The organism is Mastigocoleus sp. MO_188.B34 (assembly GCF_030065675.1).
Classification (GTDB): Bacteria; Cyanobacteriota; Cyanobacteriia; order Cyanobacteriales; family Nostocaceae; genus Mastigocoleus.
On record NZ_JASJDK010000079.1, the window covers coordinates 1 to 22981 of the forward strand.

A 22981-nucleotide genomic window follows, 5' to 3' on the forward strand; every position below is an offset into this window, starting at 1 on the left:
AATCAAATACATTTTCTAATTCCCAAATGTAGAGACGTAAAATTTTACGTCTCTACGAGGTGTACTACACTCAACCGAAAACCGCTATAATTGCAGATATCGTTAAGTTTCTCTCTCAGCAGCGAGAAATTGATTTACCGGAAAGTTTAGGGGAGAAAATCACGCGACTAATTCATTACTTGCGTACTTCTCGTTGTTTGCTGATATTGGATAATGGAGAATCAATTTTGCAAAGTGGTTCCTCTACCGGTAATTACCGCGAAGGTTATGGTGGTTATGGGGAGTTATTTCGCCGAATAGGAGAATCTCAACATCAAAGTTGTTTGATTTTAACAAGTCGAGAGCAATTTAAAGAGGTACGACGCTTAGCAGGAGAAAGCTTACCTGTAAGGGTTTGGGAGTTAAAAGGTTTAGAGAAAGCAACGGAAATTTTGACCGCGAGGGGTATAAGTGGTTCTCCAAAAGATATAGAAGAATTGATCGATCGCTACCAAGGTAATCCTTTAGCTTTGCAAATTGTACCAGCAACAATCGATAAACTTTTTAATGGCGATGTTAAAGCTTTTTTGGCTAGTGGGATAACTGTTTTTGAGGATATTTACGATTTGTTAACCCAGCAGTTCGAACGGTTGTCGGAGCTGGAAAAATCTTTGATGTATTGGTTGGCGATTAACCGTAAAGCTGTATGGGAAACTGAGTTAGCTGAGGATGTATTAGGTTTATCCCTCCGTCAGATTCGAGAAGGTTTGGATTCTTTATTACGACGTTGTTTGATTCAATCAACTTGTGAAGGTTTAACGCTGCAAAATGTGGTAATGGAATATGTCACTGAAATTTTTATTAACAAAATTATTGATGAGTTAAATACTTGCGAATTGCATTTATTAAGAACTCATGCCATTATCAAAGCCTCAGCACCAGATTATTTAAGAGAACATCAAAAGCGGATATTATTACAAGCAGTAGCCGAACACTTGTGCAAAAATCATACTAAAAGAGTTATAGAACAGAAATTTCGCCTCATTGTTCAAAAATTAAAAGCAGAGGAATTACAACTTCCTGTGGGATATGCGGGGGGAAATCTTATAAATCTTTTAATCCAACTGCAAGTAAATTTAACCGGTTACGATTTTTCTCGTCTTCCCATTTCCCAAGCTTATTTACAGGGGGTGGAATTACAACAAGTAAATTTTAACGATTGCAGTTTTAATAAAACTGTATTTTCCCAATCTTTAGGTAGTATCTTTAGCGTTGCATTCAGTCCCGACCAAAAAATACTTGCAACAGGGGGAATGGATGGACAAATTCGCCTTTGGGATATAGCAGATGGCAGACAAATATTAGCATGGCAAGCCCATGGTGATTGGATTAGATGTGTGGCTTTTAGCCCCGATGGTAACCTAATAGCTAGTTGTGGGAACGATCGCGCGGTAAAAATTTGGGATTCTCAAACAGCCAAATGTTTAAAAATATTTCGGGGACATACTGATTGGGTGTGGTCAGTTTACTTTGTCTGGGGTAAACGCTTGGTAGTTAGTGCAAGTAGCGATCGCACCGCAAAAATTTGGAGTCTCGATTTAGGAGCTTGTGTTTATACATTCCAGGAACCAGATCGAGAAGTTTGGTCGGTTGCTTTTAGTAATGATGGTAAAACTTTGGCTACAGGTAGCGCGGACTCAGTAAAATTATGGAATATTTGGACAAATCAATGTTTGAAAACCTTTGATGAAAATTCCAAGCGGATTCGGACTTTAGCTTTTAGCCCTGACTGTAAAACTTTGGTGGGAAGTAGCGATAATCAAAGTATCAAAACTTGGGATGTGAAAACGGGTGAATGTTTGCAGAGTGTGAAAACTGCACCAACTGGAGCTATTTGGGCTGTAAAATTTAGTCCGGGTGGGGACACCGTCATCAGTTGTGGTACAGATAAAATTCAACTTTGGAATTTGGAAAGTTGGGAACCGCAAATAACTTTACATGAACCCCACCATCGCATTCGTTCCTTGGCTTACAGCCCTGACAAAAAAATTATTGCTGTGGGTAGCGATGACCAGTTAGTCAGATTGTGGGATACTCAAACTGGTGAGGCTATTAAAACTTTCCAAGGTTATAGCAATCGAATTTGGACTTTAGCTGTGAGTCCAGTTGCTAAGTTATCAAAGAATGTAGAGACGCGATACATCGCTTCTACACAAAATGAAGAAATTATTTGTCTTGCTAGTGGTAGCGATGATGGGAATATCAGGCTATGGGATGCGGCGACGGGTAAATGCTATAAAACTTTGTCGGGACACCAGGGGAGAATTCGTCATATTAGCTTTAGTCCTGATGGAAAAATATTAGCAAGTGCGAGTCACGATCGCACAATTAAACTTTGGGATGTAAATACGGGAGAATGTTTGACAACGTGGCGCGGTCATACGGATTGGGTATGGTCAGTTATATTTACCCAGAATAATCATACATTAGTTAGTGCCAGCGATGACCATACCGTTTTAGTATGGGATACTCGTACTAATCAATCTCGAATTTTAGATAATTTAGAAACAGAATGGATGTGGGCGATCGCATCTCATCCGCATCGAAATATTTTAGCGACAGCAGGTAACAGTCAGGTGATTAGCTGTTGGAACATCGATACTGGGGAATGTTTAAGTAGTTTAAAAGGACATACCCACCGTATCCGAGCTATTGCTTTTAATAGTTCTGGTAAATTCCTAGCTAGCAGCAGCGACGATTTCAGTCTGAAACTGTGGGATGTCGAAACACAAACATGCTTAAAAACATTTCCCGGACACACGGGAGAAATTCGCGCCGTTACTTTTATTCCCCCGTCTTCCAGCACACCAGAATTTCTGGTTAGTGCGAGTGACGATCGCACCATTAGGTTATGGAATATCTCTACGGGAAATTGTTTCAAAATTTTAATCGGTCATAGCGATCAGCGCAGGCATGCGGCTGATCGCATTTGGTCAATTTGTTATAGTCCTCAACTCAACCTCTTATTTAGTTGTAGTGAAGATGAAACCATCAAATGCTGGGATGTTTCTACTTTTGAGTGTGTTAAAACCTTAAGAATTCCTAAACTTTACCAAGGGATGACTGTCGAAGGTGTTTCTGGTTTAACTGAAGCGACGCTGACAACATTAAAGGTACTGGGTGCGACTGAAAGTACAGCACACTTTAACTAATGAATTGACGAATTTAACTATCTAATTCAAATATCTAATATTAATGTTTGAAAATATAACAAAAATTTTAGTGAGAAATAAGTTCAATTTGCTTATATGTTGCTTATATTATAGTGCGATCGCCTTACTCAGGGAAGGCGATAGTTCAGCGTATTTGCAAGCAGATTGCAGGCATCAAGCAGAACGCACAATTTTAGGCAAAGGTAAATTTTCATCTTCACCTAATTTAAGCAAAGCAAGTTCTTCAGGTTTTGCCATTTGAATAGTTTTTAAAACGGTGAGACTTTTATCAAGCAACTCATCCACATCTATCCCACTATAAACCTCTGGATAACGTCGCAGACGATTATTCCCTTCTCCCAATAAAATCGCCGCACCCCGCCAGTTTTGATTACCAAAATGATACAGTCCAACAGCAATTTGCAAGACACCTTGATAAAAAGTCTTATCAGGCTCACTAGCCTCCATCCACAGGGCTTCTAATGTATCGTGACAGGCATAGAACTGTCCAGAATTGAACTGTTCTACGCCTTCCCAAAATGCTTTAGGTATAACTTCCATTATTAACCCATAGTATCCCGAACTTCTTTAATAGTTTCGAGGGAAATGTCTTGTTGCTCGCCAGCAAATTCGTTATCTGGAGTTAAAAACAACATACAGTGACATTCCTTACGTTCGCGCATGGGGACACAAGGACAATTCCAAAACGTAGCACTTACTTCAGCTTCTTTATCTTCGTAGTGACGACAAGGACACAAAGGCGCACCTAAATCATCTTTATGTTTGGCAAGTCCTTCAATTACGACAGCAGTTACAGAAGGTTCGGCACAGAAGTAGGTTCCAGTTCGCTTGGCATATTGCTCGGAAAAATGCCGCATTGCCTCTAAATTTTTATCTGTTGATTTAGTGTTAACTTCTGATGTCATTATTTAATCGGCACTCATAATCTAAATATTTCTTTGCATTGTACCGCAGCCTTGGTGGAGTATTACTAGGGAGATTTCCCCGTTTATCCATTTCTAATTCCAATACTGCTTCATCTAAACTCTTATGTGTTATTTTTTACCTATGTGATAGTACTTTGCAAGTAGATGGGGTACATTTCTTCTGCTCCCTGCTTCCCTGCGTTATTTAAAGATATTAGTGTACTTCACTTAAATCAAATCGGCTGTATGATTGTAATCTCATAGTCCCATAGCTTGATGATTAACCCGGAACTTTCTAATTCAATACTTCCATAGTTTATTTAACTTAATATATACAAACTCAACAGATAGGGAAAATATTTATACTCTTCTAAAAATATTTTTTTCGTATTAGATATATTTTACGAATTATAGCTTTCATGGTCTTGAAGGACAGAATAATTATCCATAGCGGTGAAAGTTATCTTTAATTATTAGTTATAACTAATATATATTTTGTAACCTTGATATTTACGAATAATATAGGTGATGTGATGGTATAGCGATTCGACGATTAGATATAATCTTTTACGAGTAATCTCATTAATATAATTTTTCCTTGAATTACTCGATATTACATGCATGTGTCCATGCATGATTTCAGTTTAATTAATTTTAATCTAATCTTACAATTTGGGGATTTTTCATCCTACAAATCATGTGAGAAATAATTATCTGAAAAAATATCAATTGTTTCAATTCAGAAATATATGTGTTTCAAGCATTTTTATTGCCCTACAGGAATAATATTTATCAATATCAAAATTTATTTTATTGTATTAGCAGAAAATAAAGTTAAAAGCTTGTTTATATGACTATTGGAACGCATGTATGTAAAAATATGTTTGCTGACATTTATATATTTGCGAAAAATTTTTGGATAGACACAATAGCTGAAAACATGTTTGCTATTTTGCTAAATTTTAGAAAAATTTACAACACAGACAAATTTGGTGGCAAAATACTTCCAAGTATAATGTGTTTTTTTGCTATTGACTCATTCGCAATGGGGTTTTAAGTTTTAAGCAATATCTTGTTGTCAAATAATCAATCCATTGTTACATCTGTAACAGTCTTCCTAAAAAACGAAAAATTATATGACCGCAGTTATGCAAGCAGGTGATAAATCACAGCAAAGTCCCAATATCCAAAAGGCTACTTTGCGTGCTTCTGAACGCTTAAAAAATGTTAATAGAAATGAGATTTTACTGTTGCTTAATCAGTATGGAATCTTACCACAGTTTGTACGGGAAATTATGATAGACTGTGCGATCGCAGAGATTGCGATCGCAGAAGATGAAGCCCTAGGAGCATATAAAAAATTCTATCAACAACATCAGCTAGATTCAGAGGAAGATCTACAAGCATGGCTTAATGCGCGGGGAATATCGCGCGAACAATTAGAGTATATTGCAACTAGGGGTCTAAAACTGGCAAAATTTCAAGAACAGACTTGGGGAAATAAATTAGAATCTTATTTCCTGGGACGCAAACAAAAACTGGACAGGGTCGTATATTCTCTAATTCGAGTTAAAGACCCCTATCTTGCCCAAGAACTTTATTTTCGCGTCCAGGAGGGGGAACAATCTTTTAGTGAAATTGCTCGAGAATATTCCGAAGGACCAGAAGCAGAAACAGGAGGTTTACTCGGTCCAGTTGACTTGGGGGTACCCCATCCAGCCCTTGCAAAAATGCTTCTTAGGAGCAAGCCAGGAGAACTTTTAGCACCCACTCGTTTGGGTGATTGGGTAGTCGTTGTCAGATTAGAAAAATATTTGCCAGCCCAATTAGATGAAGTAATGCGGCAAAGATTGCTGAGTGAATTATTCGACCAATGGGTCAGAACTGAGGGGTCATCGGTAATCCAAGAACAATTATCATCAAATACTAACGAATTAAAGCAAGAAGGAACGGAAGGGGAGCAAGAGACAGCAGTCCGAAAATAGGACTATAATATGCCGGCTTCCCAATTTTTATTTACTGATGTTGGTAGAAAATATGTTGGCAGAGAAAATAGTAGCGGTAACTAAATGAGCTATACAGCAATCAACATTGAGGAATTTCTGGCGACGATTGCGCCTTTTAACCAACTGTCGCCTACAGAACTAAAAAATGTAACACAACAAACGCAGCTATTTCGTTACCGTATTGGTCAGGCGATTCTGACGCGAGAAAAAATGCCTGCCCAGATTCATGTTTTGTTTGAGGGTAAGGCGCGTTTGTTGGGGTATGACCCCAAAACTAATAATCCAGTAACTTTAAAGCTACTCAAGCCGGGAGAAATCCTTGGTTGGGTCGGGTTAATACGTAATATTGCTTGTGAAACTGCAATTGCTTCAAGCGAAGTCATCTGTGTAACGATTCCGGCAATCAATTTTTTAACAATCCTACGAAATGAGCCAGCTGTTGCATCATATTTTCACGAACAAGCATCATTAATAGAAATTTTTGAGGTTTTGGGTGCCCAGCTACAACAACAGGCTGATAATCATTTAATTATGCGTTCTTCAGGAGCAAATAATTTAAAGGATTTAGCACTTCAAGCATCTGAAAATATTGAAGTAGTTCATGATTTCACTGCTATTGATAGTCGGACCATGAGTCCCGAACGAGTATGGTTAGTCGGCGGTGGTGCAGTTTCCAAAGAATTAATCGGAACTCGTTTTTATGGTCGCGAAGATCATCGGTCACAATTACCAACAGGAAGTCAACCACGTTTGCTGGGATTTCCGACTAACATTTTTGTTCGAGACACAGAAAAAATTCCGGTGGAAGGACAAGTTGGGTTAAAAGCTCCATCCAATGATGAGCTTCCTCCCACAAGTATTGAGATCCCTTACGCTCCTGAAGATATTCCAGAATCAGAAGATGCTTTTGATTCTGGGAATTTTGGCAATAAGCAATATCCTTACATTCGCGGTCGCGGTGGAGTAGATGCTGTTCTTGCTTGTTTCGGAATGTTGAGCAAGTATTTGGACATACCTTTCCGAAGAGAAGTAGTACGCAAGGTCTTGGTTAGCCAAGAGCAACGCTCTGGGGCGCTTTCATTGCAACATTGTGGAGCTGTTGGCGAACTCGTAGGTTTAAAAGCCCAACTGCTCGGTGTCCCTCCCAAAGCTGTTGGTAGGCTTGAAGGACCAGCTATTGTACAATGGCAAGGCAGTTTTGCTTTATTGTATGAGGTTAGTCCAAAGAAAATCATATTAGCAGTTCCGGAAGTCGGCATTCTCAAGGAAAGAAGTGAGAATGTGGCACAGATAATGGCTCAATCTGTTCCAACTGAACAAGGTCAAGAACAGGTAAATGCTATTCCAGTTTTACTCCTAAAACCCAGCAGGGATACCCCACAGAAAAACTTTGGACTGAGTTGGTTTTTACCTTCTCTGATCAAATATCGGCGAGTATTATTAGAAGTTTTCATCGCTTCTTTCTTTGTTCAACTGTTTGGTTTGGCAAATCCATTAATGACCCAAATCATCATTGACAAAGTATTAAATCAAAATAGTCCCAATACTTTACAAGTTCTGGGCTTTTTCCTGTTAGTAGTTGCTTTATTTGAAGCGGTGCTTACAAGTATTCGTACTTACTTGTTTGTTGATACTACTAATCGCATTGATATGGCGCTGGGGTCAGAAATTATTGATCATTTATTACGTCTACCACTCCGTTACTTTGAAAAACGTCCCGTAGGGGAACTTTCCACAAGGGTAAACGAGTTAGAGAAAATTCGACAATTTCTCACCGGTACTGCATTAACAGTGGTGTTAGATGCCGTTTTCTCCGTCATCTACATTGTGGTAATGTTTATCTACAGCTGGATCCTGGCATTGGTGGCATTATCAACATTGCCCTTCTTCGCTTTGTTGACATTTATTTTTTCACCGATTGTTAGAAGACAACTGCGAACCAAAGCCGAACGAAATGCCGAAGCCCAATCCCATTTAGTTGAGGTATTATCAGGTATTCAGACAGTTAAAGCCCAGAACATTGAATTGCGATCGCGTTGGAAATGGCAAGAACGTTATGCTCGCTATGTAAGTGCCGGTTTTAAAACTGTTTTAACTTCTACGGCTGCGAGTTCATCGAGTGGCTTTCTCAATAAACTTTCTGGTTTGTTGGTTTTGTGGGCGGGAGCACATTTAGTACTCCAACAAGAACTGACCCTAGGACAATTAATTGCTTTCCGGATTATCGCCGGTTACGTAACTACGCCACTATTGCGCCTCACCCAACTGTGGCAAAACTTCCAAGAAACAGCTCTATCTTTAGAAAGATTAAGTGATATTGTAGATAGCCCCCAAGAAGCGACAGAAGAGGATAGGGGTAATATCCCAATGCCATCACTTCAGGGAGCTGTTAAATATGAAAATGTTTCCTTCCGTTTTAAAACCAGTGGTCCTTTACAACTGGATAATGTAAGTCTTGAATTTCCTCCTGGAGTATTTGTAGGGATTGTGGGTCAAAGTGGTTCCGGTAAAAGTACCATGATGAAACTGTTACCGCGCCTATATCCACTAGAATCAGGACGGATATTAATTGACGGTTACGACATTAATAAGGTCGAACTTTATTCTCTAAGGCAACAAATCGGGATTGTGCCCCAAGACACATTACTATTTGAAGGTTCCGTACAAGAAAATATAGCCCTTAATCATCCCGATGCTACACCAGAAGAAATAATCGAAGCTGCAAAAATCGCTGCTGCCCACGATTTTGTCATGAACTTACCTAACGGTTACAATACAAGAGTGGGAGAACGGGGTAGTGCTCTATCTGGCGGACAGCGACAGCGAATAGCTTTAGCCCGGACTGTTTTACAAAATCCCCGCCTGTTGATCCTTGATGAAGCAACTAGTGCTCTGGACTACGAATCAGAACGGCAAGTTTGCTTAAATTTAGCAGAAGCATTTTCTGAACGTACTGTCTTCTTCATTACCCATCGCCTCAGCACTATCCGCAATGCCGATACCATCTTGATGATGGACAAAGGCTCAGTAGTTGAACAAGGTACTCACAGCGAATTGATGGCACTCCGAGGAAGATATTATTGCCTTTATCAACAACAAGACGCCCAACTTTAATAGAGTTTCTGTGTCTATAAAACTAAATTTTTGGATTTTGATTTTTATTTTCTGTTAATTGTATTTCCATACATTCAATCAATTGTCGATTTTGAATCTTAGCTCCTCTCTCCTGACTCTAAAAAATCATGACTCAACTTAACGGTAAAAACTTCCAAAATTCTTTGACTTCTAAGCGGGTTGAAAAACCAGCACAAGATGCATCTCAAGGAAAAAATGGTAGGGAAAGACCTCCCGAGTTCGATCAACCAGTAATGCTTAAGCGTTCTCCGATGCTATCGAGAGCAGTACTCTGGTCTTTGATTGGGTTCACAAGTTTTACAGTTATTTGGGCTGCTGTTGCGAGAATAGAGGAAGCCATACCCGCTCAGGGAAAATTAGAACCGAAAGACGCTGTTAAGGAAGTACAGGTACCAGTAACCGGGGTCGTCAAACAAGTATTTGTAAAAGACGGTCAGCAGGTGAAGAAGGGAGATTTGATGATGGTGCTCGATCCCACTTCTGTAACCGCACAACTCATTTCTCAAAGAAAAATCCGTAATGCTTTGATTCGGGAGAACCAATTTTATTACAACGTTCTTAGAGGTGGAGCTAATTTTTCTGTCTCTAATTTAAAAATACCCCAAGAATTAGCAAAGTTAGCAAAAAGTCGTACCACCTTAGAAGCGGAAAATCGTCTTTACAGAGCACAATTAACAGGTAATGCAAAACAAGCTAACCTAAACGCCGAACAAGAGATGCGTTTGCGTTCTTCCCAAGAAGAACTTCGAAGTAGAGCCGCAGCAATTAGATTAGAAGCAGATCAGCTTAAGCATCAACTAGCACAAAATCGCGCACGTTTAAGTAATGCAAAAAGTATTCTTGCAATTAACCAAGGTATTCTCAGCGATTTAGAACCATTATTCAAAGAAGGTGCGATCGCAAAATTACAATATCGCCAACAGCAACAAGAAGTTAGCAACACTCAAACTCAAGTACTCGAACTCACAGAAGAAGTACAACGTTTAAGATTGGCAATATCGCAATCCGAACAACGTCTAAAAAATACCATTTCCGGTTCTTACCAAGATATTTTGGGTAAGATAGCAGACAATGAAAAACGTATTGCTGAAATTGATAGTCAGTTAAATAAAGTTGTAGTTGACAATCAAAATCGAATTGCTGAGATTGAATCTCAAATTAGTCAAGCTCAAGTAACCTTGAAGTATCAAGAGGTTCGCGCCCCAGATAGTGGTACAATTTTTGATTTAAAAGCTTCCAAAGGATTTGTTACCAATCCTAGTGAGCCAGTTGTTAAAGTTGTACCAGACCAAACACTTGTAGCACAAGTATTCTTAACCAATAAAGATATTGGTTTCGTTAAAGAAGGAATGGATGTAGATGTCAGATTTACATCTTATAATTTCAGTGAATTTGGTGATATTAAAGGTAAGCTAATATCCGTTGGTAAAGATGCTCTTCCTCCGGACGAAACCCGTCCCTATTATACTTTTCCAGCAAGAGTTCGCTTAAATGAGCAGACATTGACAAATAATGGTAGAAGATTACCTCTACAATCTGGTATGGAAGTTCAAGCAAATATCAGGGTTAGAGATAGAACCATATTGAGCATATTTACAGATAAATTCTTTGAACAAGTAGAGTCTTTGAAATTCGTCAGATAAGTTTAATTTTTTCCAGCGTTTTAATTTTTTAAAGCTATTTTTGAAGAATTTCCAATTTCAAAATCTCTACATTAATAAAGTCTTGAGTCTCCCCCGAATGGGGGAGAAGAATTTAGCATCGCTACGGAGTCATTCGTTAACGAACTATCAATAATTAAACTTATAAAGTTCAGAGATTTACAAATTATTTTCATTCCACAAGCAATGCAAAATTGTTAGCCAGTAATTGCGGACAGAAGATTTAGATTCTTTGTATTAATGAACCACATCTTTGGATTGATAAATTGGATTGAGAAGTAAGGTAATTACTCAATCGTTTTCTGCACGAATACTACCATCAGGCATTATCGTATTACCAAAAGTAACTTTTGCAAGAATTGCACCCTCCAAATTTGCTCCACTTAAATTAGCTTCTTGCAGGTTTGCATCTCTCAAATCAACCCCTTGTAAGTTTGCTCCTATTAGACTGGCTTTATAAAAACTGTTACTTTCAAAGGTCGCTTCTCTTAGATCGACTTCCGTTAAATTTGCACAATTAAAACTAGACCAGCGCAAATTAGCCCCTCTGAAATCTGCTCCGGTCAAATCAGCACTATCCAGACAAGAATCTGTTAATTTTGCATGACGTAAAATTACACCTCTTAAAATAGCACGAGCTAGATCGAATTCTTCTAACTTAATGTCACTTAAATCAGCACCAGAGAGATTTATACCATATAAATCAAATTCACTGATTTTTATACCAACGAATTTACGTTCTCCGGTTGCATAAGAATTGAGTAGTTGTTTCTTATTCATAGCCATTTTATACTTGCTCAAATTTTACAAACCTACTACTTACTACCGATAGAAAATTATTATTCGATTTATCTTTTTATCTTCATTATTAGTCTTGTATATTTCGGAAAAACAACTCAAATCACTGCAAAATTTATGTAACTTAAATTTAGTTAATTTAAGTTAATTTAATCGCTGGATTAAGATGTGATTTCCAATGCTTATATATTTTGAAAATAACTAAATTAATGTAAGAAAAAACACTCTATCACTGTTATTGCTTAGGAGATATACTGAGATAAAAAGCATAAAATAATTTTTACACCTGACTACTGTCATCTCTGCAAAAAAATTTTCAAATAAACGGTCTTAATAAAAACTCAGGAGAAAGAATGAATCACAAGATGCAAATTCGAGAACTAGCAATTGCTTTGACAGTAGAAAATATTAACTTTAGTACTCTAAATATTGATATTTTGAAAGATAGCGATATTATTCCAGAGAATTGGGAATTAACACATAAGCCAATTTACACAAATCATATGATTCAGTTAGTCTTTCAAGTCGGAGTTGCAATTGTTGCTCAAAGCAACCAAGTATTATTTACCCAAGTACTCAATAGTACAGATCCAAGACAAGTCACAGCACCACAAGTTGCCCTAAAATATATAGAAAGATTTCCAAAAAAAGAATTTCAAGCGATCGGCATTAATCCTAGCAGTTATATTGAATTCGTCTCAGATGAGGAAGCTCATAAATATATCACTCACAGTTTACTTAAATCAGGACTTGGCATAAATTTGGAACTGCACGTATGAAAGTTGCACTTCAACTAGCGCACAAGTTAGAGCGTGGTGTTTTAAACCTGGGAATTAATCAAGGAAGACTAAACTCACCAGAAAACCAATTATTGCCGATAGTATTTTTTGCTGGAAACTTTAAATTTAAATACCACATTATTGAGACAAAACAGCAAGAGCGCTTGAAAGATGTTACCCAATTAATTCAGAATTGGCAAAGCGACTTAGAAACTTTCCAAAAACTAGTGAATCAGAAATTTTTAATGAACTTATGATTCTTGAAGATTTATGATTATTAGAGATTTATGATTTTTAAATACATAAGACTACCTTTTCTAGTTAGTAAATTTTCTGCTCTCTACTCCTTTTGGAGAAAATATAACGTCCCAAATTATCTACTTACTACTACGGGTGAAATTATTACATTTGATTTATTGACAAAAATAACTATATGTGTACTAAATATTTTTAGGTTTAATACTTGATTTGTTTGGAATGAATACATCTCAAAATTATTTAACCTATTTCCTGGAATTGACCACTAAAAGTCAAGTAGTTAGGCGAAATTTACATTTGGCTAGAAACATTTTTTGTAAAGTTTCTAAAATTTGGTTAATTCACAGATTATGAAAGTAGATTATATTCACTTTTATTTAGATGACGCTCGGGTATGGCGCGATTGGTTTATTAACAGTTTAAATTTTGATTCAGCAAACAGTTTTCTAGTTCCTCTAATTCAATCAGAGCATAATTCTCATGCTCATACGGAAGTAGTTAGAAGTGGTTCTGTATGTTTTGTTTTGTCTTCACCTGTATCTGACAGAAGTCCGGTTGCAAAATTTCTTCAAAAACACCCATCTGGCGTGGCAGATGTAGCCTTTAATGTAAATAATGTAGAAGAAGCTATTACGAAAGCAAAAACAGGTGGGGCAAAAATTTTAGAACCTATACAATGGCGATATCAAGGCGACAAATATATTAAATGGAGCAAAATTTCTGCTTGGGGTGATTTGACTCATACTCTAATAGAAAGAGGAAGTTTGAAGTCGGATAGGGAAGTAAACTATTCATCAAAACAGTTTCATAATTACTATTACACTGCAGTAGATCATATTGTACTTAATATTCCTACGGGCTACTTAAAACATGCTGTAATTTGGTACGAAAAAGTTTTTGGTTTTCAACCACAGCAGACTTTTAATATTCAGACCCAACATTCTGCACTACACAGTAGAGTAATGGTTTCCTCTGATGGAGAAATACAGTTTCCTATAAACGAACCAGCGTCAAAAAATTCACAAATCCAAGAATTTCTTGATGTTAACCAAGGTCCAGGAATTCAGCATATCGCTTTGCGAACCAACAACTTAGTTGAAAGGATTAATCAATTAAGTAGTAAAGGTCTCTCCTTTTTACCAATATCACAAAATTACTACGCAGATATTCAAAAGCGAGTTGGTTTTCCCCTTTCTTCAGAAGAATTAATAGCAATTATTCAACAGCAAATTTTAGTGGATTGGGACGAAAAAAATTCCCATAAACTTTTATTACAAATTTTTACTAAACCTATTTTTGGAGAACCAACTTTCTTCTTTGAATTCATTGAACGTCGTTGCAAAGCCCAAGGTTTTGGCGAAGGTAATTTTAGAGCCTTGTTTAAAGTTATGGAAGAAGAGCAAATTAAACGAGTTTATACAAAGATTAATGGGGTACTTACAGAAGAGTAATAAGCAACAGAGCTATTTGAATAGAAATTTCTTCCTAATTTATCTTCAAAGATTATTTTGGGGAGATTTTGACTTGGGGAATTTTGAGCTTCTCTCCCTTTTTATAAAAAATTTATTTGTCATATTAGTAATTTGAAACTTATATATCAGATTTTCAAAATCTAAACGCACCTACATACAAGATATTATTCTAATAAAAATTAACTTAATAAAATTTAAATTCAAAATAGTGCTGAGAATTATAACTGATTTTGACGGTCCAATTGTTGATGTTTCTCAAAGATATTATCGGGTATATCAACTTTGTTTAGAAAAAACTCGCAATCCACAGAATCAAGTAAAAGAACTCTCCTTTTCTGAATTTTGGGCTTTAAAGCGAAGTCATATACCAGAAAAACAAATAGGTATTATTTCTGGTTTAAATGATATGCAAGCAGAAGAGTTTGCCCAACTACGCAAACAAACAGTACATACTCATCCTTACTTTCAACATGATACTCTTCAACCTGGTGCAGTAGATGCTTTGTTAAAATTTCAACAAGCTGGCTGCGATCTCGTTGTTATGACTATGCGTCGGGTCTCAGAATTAAATTATGCCTTGGTAAAAGATAACTTGGGTAGATTTTTCTCAGAAGATCGTCGCTACTGTTTAAGTGATGACTATGTAAAAACCCAAGATGTTCGTGATAAACCCTTACTAATGCAAAGAGCATTAGCTGAACTTCCCACTGCTACTGACACATGGATGATTGGGGATACAGAAGCAGATGTTGCTGCAGCTAAGAAGTACGGTATTAAAGTAATAGCTGTAGAGTCAGGAATCCGGGATCGTACCCAATTAGAGCGATATCAACCAAACTATTATTTACCTTCTTTAGCTGATGCGGTAGATTTTATTCTTAAGACTTCAGCATCATCCCTCAAGGATAATTGGATACTTGCAAAATATCCTCAACTCTCCAATCAAGAAGCATCATCAACTAGTTCCCAAACACTAATAAGCAGCAAAAAATGATGACTCGCCCCTCTGGGGCGTTTTTTTTAAGAGACCAAACCAACTTATTTAAGAAAGCTGCTAATTAACCATAAAAATATAAAAGTTAAGATCGCAGAAAACTGATTTCTCAATGTAGATAACTGAGCGATAGTTAGACTTGAAAGATCTATGAACTGCGACAAGATAGGTACAGCTATAAATGCACCTAAAAGCAAGCCAAAGACTAACCCACCCAAAGTTAATAGTATTGCCTTACCAACTTTACTTCCTTTGCGGTTAAGAAAATAAACGCTGATAGCCACTCCTGCAACTAAAATTAGCTGTAAAACAGCATCACCATTAAATAAACTAAATATACTCAAGCCCAAGTATAAAGCTGCAGGCCACAAAATATCATTCCTAGAGGGTTGGTCTAAAAAATTTTGTAACCATGCAGGTGACTTTTCACGGAGAATGGGATTTTTTTCTTTAGGTAATACTGGTATCAGGCGCTCTGGGAAACGAATGCGTTCCGGTACCTTGATTTTGCCTTCTTGCCGCATTCGCAAGCGTTCCATCAAGATTGCATCATATGCCGCTTCAATCATCTCTACATGCTTAGAGTCATCACTATGCTGTTCCAAGAGACGATTACGAATATCTTGAATTTCGTCAAAGCTAGCTTCTTCTGATACCCCAAGTTTTTCGTAGGGATTTTGTTCGCTCATGAGAATTTATTTTTATAGCCCCAATCGGCAGCAATCATTTATATAGAATAGAAACAACTTTATATTTTACATCGCCCGAAACCAGATTGTTTCGCTTGATAATTATAATTTACTGAAACACAACTGTTTTTTAATTAAGTTGCTGGAGTAGTTTTAACTATAGTTACCTTAACATATAGTTATAACTCAGTGTATACCCTCATGTCGTTTATTATTTAGGAGTTTACTCTAGGATTTAAGGTGAAAATACGTTAAAGGGAGTTTTTATCAATGAAAAAATGATATCTCTATATTTCAAAGTAAACTTTTTGAGAATACTTTGAAAGCGTTTTAATTAATAATGTCTATAATTGCTTGTGGCATTAAGCCACATATCGATTTAGAATTAAATCGTTTTCAAATGCGAAGTAACTGGAATAATTAAGTATTCTAGTTTACTAAAGTAATCGAGCTAAGGTCAAAAAAAATTTGTCTGGTAATTCGCTTCTTAAATTTAGGGACAGAATTTTAGTTTCCTTGATAGCATTACTAAGATGTTTTTTATTATCTCAATTCCCGACCTCATTCATATCCTGAGTCGAATGGAAATTGATATTTTGACCTTGTAGATTATTTCGTCCTCAAACGGAAAAGCGATTTCCGCATTTCCCCTTAAATTAATCCTATAAAAGTTCGTGAAAAGTGATGGTCATGGCTCCCGCCAAGATTCTTGTAGTTGATGACGACCCTGCTGTTCGGAACCTAATTCAACGCTTTTTGAGCAAGCAAAGTTATCAAGTAGAAGCTGCTGAAGATGGTAAGACTGCTCTTACCTTGTTTGAGCAATTTAATCCAGATTTGGTGATTCTAGATGTGAATTTACCGGATGTGATTGGATTTAATCTCTGTCAAGAGATGCAAAGCCGTAATGGTGTTTTTGTGTTGATGTTAACTAGCCGTGCAGATGAAGCTGACAAAATTCGTGGCTTCTCTAAAGGTGCTGACGACTACCTCACTAAACCTTTTGGTCTCGGTGAGTTGGAAGTTAGAGTTGCTGCTATTCTAAAACGCCAAAGGGTTGTGACAACAGCAGAACAAAAACGCTTAGTCTTTGAGAAGCTGATGATAGACCCAGTACGGCGAGAAGTCACGCTAAATAATCAACCTGTTCCTTTAACTGCTTTAGAATTTGATTTGTTGCACTTTCTCGCAAGTCATCCTGGTAGAGTCTGGCGACGTGCAGAACTAATTCAGGAAGTGTGGGACTACGAGTATGTTGGAGACCAGCGTGTAGTAGATGTACACATAGGTCAAATCCGCAAAAAAATTGAAGCAGATGCTTCGCAACCAGCGTTAATTCAAACGGTACGTGGTGTGGGATACAAATTTGAATGTCCCCCTCAAGTACAGCAACCCGAGCCCTCGGTAGTTTAGTTTAATTCCTCACACATGGAACTTGGGTCCAAACTCAAGCTAAAAATTTTTATTCCTTGGCGATGGTATTAACAAGTGGCTGTCACAACTCGCTCATCCCCAACGACGAGATTTTGCATCGACATGTTGAGACAGGGCGCAGAAGGGAAGTTTCCCGTCTATAGCTTAAGCCTAAACAAGATATACGGTATCGTTGGCAAGGTATTTGGCTATTTTAGGCGGATATATGTTCTTCCCATTTGCGTTCGTAAACGGCAAGCACACGCTTCCAAATTCTAGCCTTGACGTAGCCCTCGTAAAAAGAATTTTCCGTTTTCAGTGACAAGAAAAAACTCCTTGCAAACCAATTTTAAATAGCAGGTTATTTTAAGTTAAATAACTACCAAGCTTGCAAGTCATAACACTGACTTATTACTGTTATGTACTTAAATTAATACTTGTAATGTTTTCAAGTGCAAAATTTAAGTAAAAATTTGCACTTTCAAAATTTTTTCAATTTTTATATATTTTGATTTCTTAGCTTATCAAAACTGTACAATCATAAGAATCTTACTTATTACGAATATCAAATTATTTTTATGCCTCTGATTTTCATGGGGAATTAAAAAAAGAGGTTAGTCAGTATCCCATTGTAGTTATATAAAAGACAGTTTATATAGTCCATGCATCAGGAACGTAAGTTCAGCTGAAATTATGGGGAATGGTTCTTAAAATAAAATTTCAATGATTAGCCAAGCTAGTACATACCCCTATCTTTTACTCAGAGGTAGGAATACATAGTATTTATAAATTAGTAAGCAGTATTCCGGGGAGGATCCCAACTTTTAAAATTTGCCAATATTTAGTAGTTATTGCGTTAGCGTAGGGTGATGTTAGTCATACGCAATAATAAAATATGTTTTTAAACATTTGGGACGCTCCCCTATCCCGCAATTAATCTCTCATATAATGAAAGTTCTCTATAGGCAATTCTAGAGTTACAGATTATCAATAAGTAAGTAGGCAAGAAAAAAGTAAACTATGTAAATAAATATAAAATACTCGTATTTGGCTCGTAGTAGCGCTTTAGCGCTAAAGCGCTACTACAAACAAGTTATCTTACATCTTGCACCAACAAAAATTGATGTATCTTAATCACTCAGTATTAATAGTAAAAGCTTAATTTAGCAATAAAAAGTAAATAAAATAATGTAGCTTTATTGTGCCATTTTTAAGCTTTCCGTGGTTTATACGGTTAGGTGCAAGATCTGAGTATACAAGGGTTATAAAACAATACGGTTCAGATAAGCCTAAATTTCTTCGTAGAGACGCGACAGAGGCTAACGCCGACGCCGCAGGCTCTGTCGCGTCTCTACAGGGTTACTTGTTTAAAAAAAAAGTCTTAACTGAACTGTATTGGGTTATAAAATGTGCAAGTGAAGAGTAGTGAGATCCATCCCTGATATGATGGCGGAGGGGTAATTTGCAGAATAATTATGTTTACTCTGATGTGATAACTCAGGATAAACATAGTAGCTGCGCGTGCTTGAATGGAATAATATATAGTCTTAAGGTTGTTTATGCTCCCAAACTCTCTTTAAAACGCAGTAAAACTTGCGTCAGTTCTGAAACAATTACAGTAACATCTAGAGATTCAAGATGCTCTTAACTTGATGTAGATAATGACAAATTCAGGTAAAAAGTTGGGTCAACTTATTCCTCATAAACAACTAGAAGTACATAACCATCAAGTAAATATGGAATTTCCACAGTCGCAACAATTATTGCAACTAGTAATGGACAATATTCCCCAGTCCATATTCTGGAAAGACCGTAACGGTGTTTATCTGGGTTGCAACCGTAATTTTGCTCGCGATGCAGGTGTTGGCGAACCGGAAAATATTATTGGCAAAACAGATTACGATTTACCTTGGACATACGAGGAAACAAAATGGTACCGAGAATGCGATCAACGTGCGATCGAAGAAGGAATACCCCAACTCCATATTCATGAAACTCAGCAAAAAGGAAATGGAAAGAAATCCTGGGTAGATACCAATAAAATTCCACTACGAGACTATCAGGGTAATATAATTGGTGTCGTTGGTACTTACGAGGATATAACCGAACGCAAACAAGTTGAGGAAAGATTAAAAAAATTAAAAAACACCTTGGAAGCCAAAGTAGAAGAACGCACTACACAACTTCGTCAAGTAGAAACACGTCTTTCTCGACTTACGGATAACTTACCGGGAATGATATACCAGTTTCGCCTCGATCTGGATGGTAGCATATCATTTCCTTATATTTCCTCTGGATGTCGGGAAATTTATGAACTTGAACCGCAACAAGTACAGCAAAACTATGAGTTACTCTATAATTGCGTCCATCCAAGCGACTTCCCAGGTTTAGAAGAAAGTATTTGGACTTCTGCCCAAACACTAGAAAAATGGGAATATGAGTGGCGAATTACTACTATTTCTGGTCAACAGAAGTGGTTAAGGGGAATGTCTAAACCCGAATTACAATCAGATGGTTCTATTATTTGGGATGGTTGTATTGTTGAGATTACCAAACGTAAAAAGGCTGAAGCAGAACTCAAACAACTCAATGATAAATTAGAAGCCAGAGTAGAAGAACGCACTCTAAAACTACGCCAAAGTGAAAAAAGACTGCGAACTGTTATTTCCTATGCTCCAATTATTCTGTTTGCTTTAGATCGAAAAGGTCGCTTTACTTTTTCTGATGGTAGAGGTTTACAAGCTTTGGGACTCACATCAGGAGAAGTTATTGGGATTTCTGTTTATGAATTCTACCAAGATTTTCCTGAAATCATTGCCCAAATTGATTCAGCTTTTGCAGGGGAAGAAGTAACTGATGTTGTGGAAGTAAATGGAATATTTTTTGAAAGTCATTATTCCCCCCAGCGAAACCAAGCAGGTGAAGTTATAGGAGTTACTGGATTATCTGTAGATATTAGTGAACGTAAAAAAGTAGAAGCAGCTCTCAAAGAACAAATACAACTCTCTGTTTTTCGTGCTTCTATAAATTCCACACTGATTGCAAGTGGTAATTTACAGCATATTCTGCAACAGTGTACCGAACTAGTTGTTAAATACCTCAATGCTGCTTTTGCTCGGATTTGGACCCTCAACCCACAAGAAAATGTTTTAGAATTACAAGCTAGTGCAGGGATATATACCCATATTAATGGGTTTCACGGTCGCATACCTGTAGGTAAGTATAAAATTGGTTTAATTGCTCAAGAACGCCAGCCGCACTTAACTAATTCTGTACAAACCGACCCACGGGTTACCGATAAAAAGTGGGCAAGAGAACAATCTATGGTTGCTTTTGCAGGCTATCCTCTGATATTTAACCATAAATTGGTCGGGGTCATTGCAATGTTTACCCGTCATGAATTATCAGAATCTGTTTTAAATGAGTTATCCTTTGTTGCAAATGAAATATCTCTTGGTATCAGTCGCAAGCAAGCAGAAATTCAGTTGCATCACAAAGCAAATGAGTTAGAAAAGACTTTACATGAGTTACAACATGCTCAAGCACAGCTGATCCAAAGTGAGAAGATGTCTTCCTTGGGTCAAATGGTTGCAGGTGTTGCCCATGAAATTAATAATCCTGCTAACTTTATCTATGGTAATCTCACCCATGCAAGAGAGTATACCCGAGATTTATTGGGTCTTTTAGAACTTTATCAAAAAAAATATCCTAATCCTCCCCAAGAAATTAAACGAGAAATCGAATCTATGGAACTTGATTTTCTCGTTCAAGATTTGACAAAACTATTTCGTTCGATGGAAGAAGGTACGCGACGCATCCGAGAAATTGTAATTTCCCTGCGTAATTTTTCTCGTCTTGATGAATCTTCGTTTAAACAGGTTGATATCCATGAAGGTATTGAAAGTACATTAATGATTTTGCAAAATCGTCTTAAAGCAAAATCAAATCGTCCAGAAATTAAGGTGTTAAAAAATTATGGTGACCTTCCTCACATTGAATGTTATCCCGGTCAACTCAACCAAGTATTTATGAATATCTTGATTAATGCTATTGATTCTTTGGAGTCAGATATAGCTGATAATTACAATCATTTACCAAAATTCCCAACTCCTCAGATTCATATTCAAACTAAAATATTAAATAAAAATAGGATTTCTATTAACATTACAGACAATGGTGCTGGGATCGAACCGGAAATTTTTGCTAAGTTATTTGACCCATTCTTCACCACTAAAGATGTAGGTAAAGGTACTGGATTGGGTTTGTCAATTAGTTATCAAATCATTGTGGATAAACATGGTGGAAACTTATCGTTTCAATCAACTCTAGGAAGAGGTGCTAGCTTCATGATCGAAATACCAATAACTCATTCCTTATCTCATTTGCATTCACAATAAACCTGAGATGAGCTAAGTATAATTACAGATATTCAATACACTAAATATATTAAACTAAAGGGATTAAACTCGCTATAAGTTCTTGATTTTGTTCGTCTGTACCTATGGTGATACGTAACTTATTTTCCAGACCAGGTTGTTTAAAATAACGAATTAAAATTCCTTGGGCTTTAAGTTTTAAGTAGATATCTTCAGCATTATTTCGAGGTGGTTGAACGAGCAAAAAGTTTGTTTGGGAGTCCCAAACGCGAAAGTTTAGTTCTCTGAGTTCTGATGCTAACTTTTCCCTTGATGTTGTAATTTTTTCTATGCAAACATTCTTATAAGTTTGATCTAGCATTGCTGCAGCACCAATCGCACAGGCGATCGCATCTATGTTATAACTGTCTTTGATTTTATACAAACCTGCCAACAGTTTAGGATTTGCAATCCCAAAACCTAACCTAATTCCTGCAAGAGAATATCCTTTTGATAAAGTCCGGATTGAAATTACATTGTCAAACTCTTTAACAATGGATAATGCATCTTCCGAAGTAAAATCAACATAAGCCTCATCAACAACTAGCACACCGGAGAGGTTTGTAGCTAGCGATCGCAAATCTTCTAACGGAACTATATGTCCAGAAGGGCTATTGGGTGTAGCGATGAATGTAATAGCACCATCAGCCCGAATAATTTCTTCAACAGGTAAGCGGTAATCTTCAGGGTAGGGAATTTCAATAAATTCAGCTGGTTGCATCGATGCCAAAGTACGATAAAGTACATAAGTTGGCATGGGGTAAACTACTTTTCGTTCCACTCCAGCACAAGCGCGAATTACTAAATTTAAAACTTCATCGCTACCATTACCGACAATTATCCAATCAGGGGGAACATTTAAGACTTCACCCACAGCATTACGGAATTCATTTGCAAAAGGGTCGGAATACCTGCGTAAACGTTTCCAGTCAAAACTTTGCAACACTTTTTCTACCGCAGGTGAAGGAGGATAGGGATTTTCATTACTATTAAGCTTAATAATTTTACTCCCAGGTTTGGGTTGCTCCCCGGGAATATATCCAGTCATCGCATCAACATTAGAACGAAAAAAACTACCCATTAATTTTTCCTTTGTTTTTATTCTTTGTGGTTAATTGATAGATTACTGATGCCACAAGTCTTAGAAACGACACATGTTGCGTCTCTAGAATATGGCAAAAATAATGAATAGACAGACCTACGAAGCAAGTAAATAATTCCCAATCCCCAGTCCCCAGTCGCTA

The 22981-nt window shown here is 37.0% G+C and carries 15 protein-coding genes; 10 read left to right on the top strand and 5 right to left on the bottom strand.

The features are described 5' to 3' along the window. Nucleotides 1-59 precede the first annotated feature (59 nt). Nucleotides 60-3191 (top strand): WD40 repeat domain-containing protein, encoded by a 3132-nt coding sequence (locus tag QNJ50_RS18175; protein ID WP_300637769.1) that lies wholly within the window; start codon nt 60-62, stop codon nt 3189-3191. A 174-nt stretch (nt 3192-3365) separates the two neighbouring features. On the opposite strand, the gene QNJ50_RS18180 is transcribed toward QNJ50_RS18175, so the two are convergent. Continuing rightward, nucleotides 3366-3755: a DUF309 domain-containing protein gene (locus tag QNJ50_RS18180; protein ID WP_300637803.1), complete on the bottom strand. Its 390-nt coding sequence runs from the start codon at nt 3753-3755 to the stop codon at nt 3366-3368. Continuing rightward, nucleotides 3755-4120, bottom strand: coding sequence for a ferredoxin thioredoxin reductase catalytic beta subunit (locus tag QNJ50_RS18185; RefSeq protein ID WP_300637805.1), 366 nt, complete (start codon nt 4118-4120; stop codon nt 3755-3757). Before QNJ50_RS18185 ends, QNJ50_RS18180 begins: the two co-directional genes overlap by 1 nt. 1133 nt (nt 4121-5253) lie before the next feature. On the opposite strand from QNJ50_RS18185, the gene QNJ50_RS18190 reads away from it, so the two are divergent. The 3 genes from QNJ50_RS18190 (at nt 5254) to QNJ50_RS18200 (ending at nt 10901) form a co-directional block, all read left to right on the top strand. Then, the gene (locus tag QNJ50_RS18190; RefSeq protein WP_300637771.1) at nt 5254-6102 is read left to right on the top strand and encodes a peptidylprolyl isomerase; all 849 of its coding nucleotides are present in this window, start codon (nt 5254-5256) and stop codon (nt 6100-6102) included. An 84-nt stretch (nt 6103-6186) separates the two neighbouring features. Beyond that, the gene (locus tag QNJ50_RS18195; protein ID WP_300637773.1) at nt 6187-9237 is read left to right on the top strand and encodes a peptidase domain-containing ABC transporter; all 3051 of its coding nucleotides are present in this window, start codon (nt 6187-6189) and stop codon (nt 9235-9237) included. A 128-nt stretch (nt 9238-9365) separates the two neighbouring features. Beyond that, complete coding sequence (locus QNJ50_RS18200; protein WP_300637775.1) at nt 9366-10901, top strand: HlyD family efflux transporter periplasmic adaptor subunit; 1536 nt, start codon at nt 9366-9368, stop codon at nt 10899-10901. 309 nt (nt 10902-11210) lie between these two features. Here the strand turns inward: QNJ50_RS18200 and QNJ50_RS18205 are convergent, their stop codons facing one another. Further along, nucleotides 11211-11699, bottom strand: coding sequence for a pentapeptide repeat-containing protein (locus tag QNJ50_RS18205; RefSeq protein ID WP_300637777.1), 489 nt, complete (start codon nt 11697-11699; stop codon nt 11211-11213). 371 nt (nt 11700-12070) lie between these two features. Here QNJ50_RS18205 and QNJ50_RS18210 point away from each other — a divergent pair, with 371 nt between their 5' ends. From QNJ50_RS18210 to QNJ50_RS18225, 4 genes are all read left to right on the top strand, one after another. Beyond that, nucleotides 12071-12496, top strand: a complete 426-nt coding sequence (locus tag QNJ50_RS18210) for a hypothetical protein (RefSeq protein ID WP_300637779.1) — start codon at nt 12071-12073, stop codon at nt 12494-12496. Beyond that, nucleotides 12493-12753, top strand: a complete 261-nt coding sequence (locus QNJ50_RS18215; protein ID WP_300637781.1) for a hypothetical protein — start codon at nt 12493-12495, stop codon at nt 12751-12753. The genes QNJ50_RS18210 and QNJ50_RS18215 overlap by 4 nt, the downstream gene beginning before the upstream one ends. A gap of 351 nt (nt 12754-13104) precedes the next feature. After that, entirely contained in the window at nt 13105-14205 is a 1101-nt protein-coding gene (gene hppD, locus QNJ50_RS18220; protein WP_300637783.1) for a 4-hydroxyphenylpyruvate dioxygenase, read from the top strand. 229 nt (nt 14206-14434) lie between these two features. After that, a complete protein-coding gene (locus tag QNJ50_RS18225) occupies nt 14435-15220 on the top strand; it encodes an HAD family hydrolase (protein ID WP_300637785.1) in 786 nt (261 codons plus the stop codon). A gap of 44 nt (nt 15221-15264) precedes the next feature. Here the strand turns inward: QNJ50_RS18225 and QNJ50_RS18230 are convergent, their stop codons facing one another. Beyond that, on the bottom strand, nt 15265-15909 hold the full coding sequence (locus QNJ50_RS18230) for a CPP1-like family protein (RefSeq protein WP_300637787.1): 645 nt from the start codon (nt 15907-15909) through the stop codon (nt 15265-15267). A 690-nt stretch (nt 15910-16599) separates the two neighbouring features. Here QNJ50_RS18230 and QNJ50_RS18235 point away from each other — a divergent pair. Both QNJ50_RS18235 and QNJ50_RS18240 read left to right on the top strand, forming a co-directional pair. Beyond that, on the top strand, nt 16600-17322 hold the full coding sequence (locus tag QNJ50_RS18235) for a response regulator transcription factor (protein ID WP_027843228.1): 723 nt from the start codon (nt 16600-16602) through the stop codon (nt 17320-17322). Between the two features lie 1661 nt (nt 17323-18983). After that, nucleotides 18984-21719 carry a PAS domain S-box protein gene (locus QNJ50_RS18240; protein WP_300637790.1) on the top strand — a complete coding sequence of 912 codons (2736 nt, stop codon included), beginning with the start codon at nt 18984-18986 and terminating at the stop codon, nt 21717-21719. A 49-nt stretch (nt 21720-21768) separates the two neighbouring features. On the opposite strand, the gene hisC is transcribed toward QNJ50_RS18240, so the two are convergent. Further along, nucleotides 21769-22818, bottom strand: a complete 1050-nt coding sequence (gene hisC, locus QNJ50_RS18245; RefSeq protein WP_300637792.1) for a histidinol-phosphate transaminase — start codon at nt 22816-22818, stop codon at nt 21769-21771. Between the last annotated feature and the right edge of the window lie 163 nt (nt 22819-22981).

What these genes read in the sequence shown, in the direction of transcription:
- QNJ50_RS18190 (WP_300637771.1), top strand. Translation starts at nt 5,254, where the DNA reads ATGACCGCAGTTATGCAAGCAGGTGATAAATCACAGCAAAGTCCCAAT.
- QNJ50_RS18195 (WP_300637773.1), top strand. Translation starts at nt 6,187, where the DNA reads ATGAGCTATACAGCAATCAACATTGAGGAATTTCTGGCGACGATTGCG.
- QNJ50_RS18200 (WP_300637775.1), top strand. Translation starts at nt 9,366, where the DNA reads ATGACTCAACTTAACGGTAAAAACTTCCAAAATTCTTTGACTTCTAAG.
- QNJ50_RS18205 (WP_300637777.1), bottom strand. Translation starts at nt 11,699, where the DNA reads ATGAATAAGAAACAACTACTCAATTCTTATGCAACCGGAGAACGTAAA.
- QNJ50_RS18210 (WP_300637779.1), top strand. Translation starts at nt 12,071, where the DNA reads ATGAATCACAAGATGCAAATTCGAGAACTAGCAATTGCTTTGACAGTA.
- QNJ50_RS18215 (WP_300637781.1), top strand. Translation starts at nt 12,493, where the DNA reads ATGAAAGTTGCACTTCAACTAGCGCACAAGTTAGAGCGTGGTGTTTTA.
- hppD (WP_300637783.1), top strand. Translation starts at nt 13,105, where the DNA reads ATGAAAGTAGATTATATTCACTTTTATTTAGATGACGCTCGGGTATGG.
- QNJ50_RS18230 (WP_300637787.1), bottom strand. Translation starts at nt 15,909, where the DNA reads ATGAGCGAACAAAATCCCTACGAAAAACTTGGGGTATCAGAAGAAGCT.
- QNJ50_RS18235 (WP_027843228.1), top strand. Translation starts at nt 16,600, where the DNA reads ATGGCTCCCGCCAAGATTCTTGTAGTTGATGACGACCCTGCTGTTCGG.
- QNJ50_RS18240 (WP_300637790.1), top strand. Translation starts at nt 18,984, where the DNA reads ATGACAAATTCAGGTAAAAAGTTGGGTCAACTTATTCCTCATAAACAA.
- hisC (WP_300637792.1), bottom strand. Translation starts at nt 22,818, where the DNA reads ATGGGTAGTTTTTTTCGTTCTAATGTTGATGCGATGACTGGATATATT.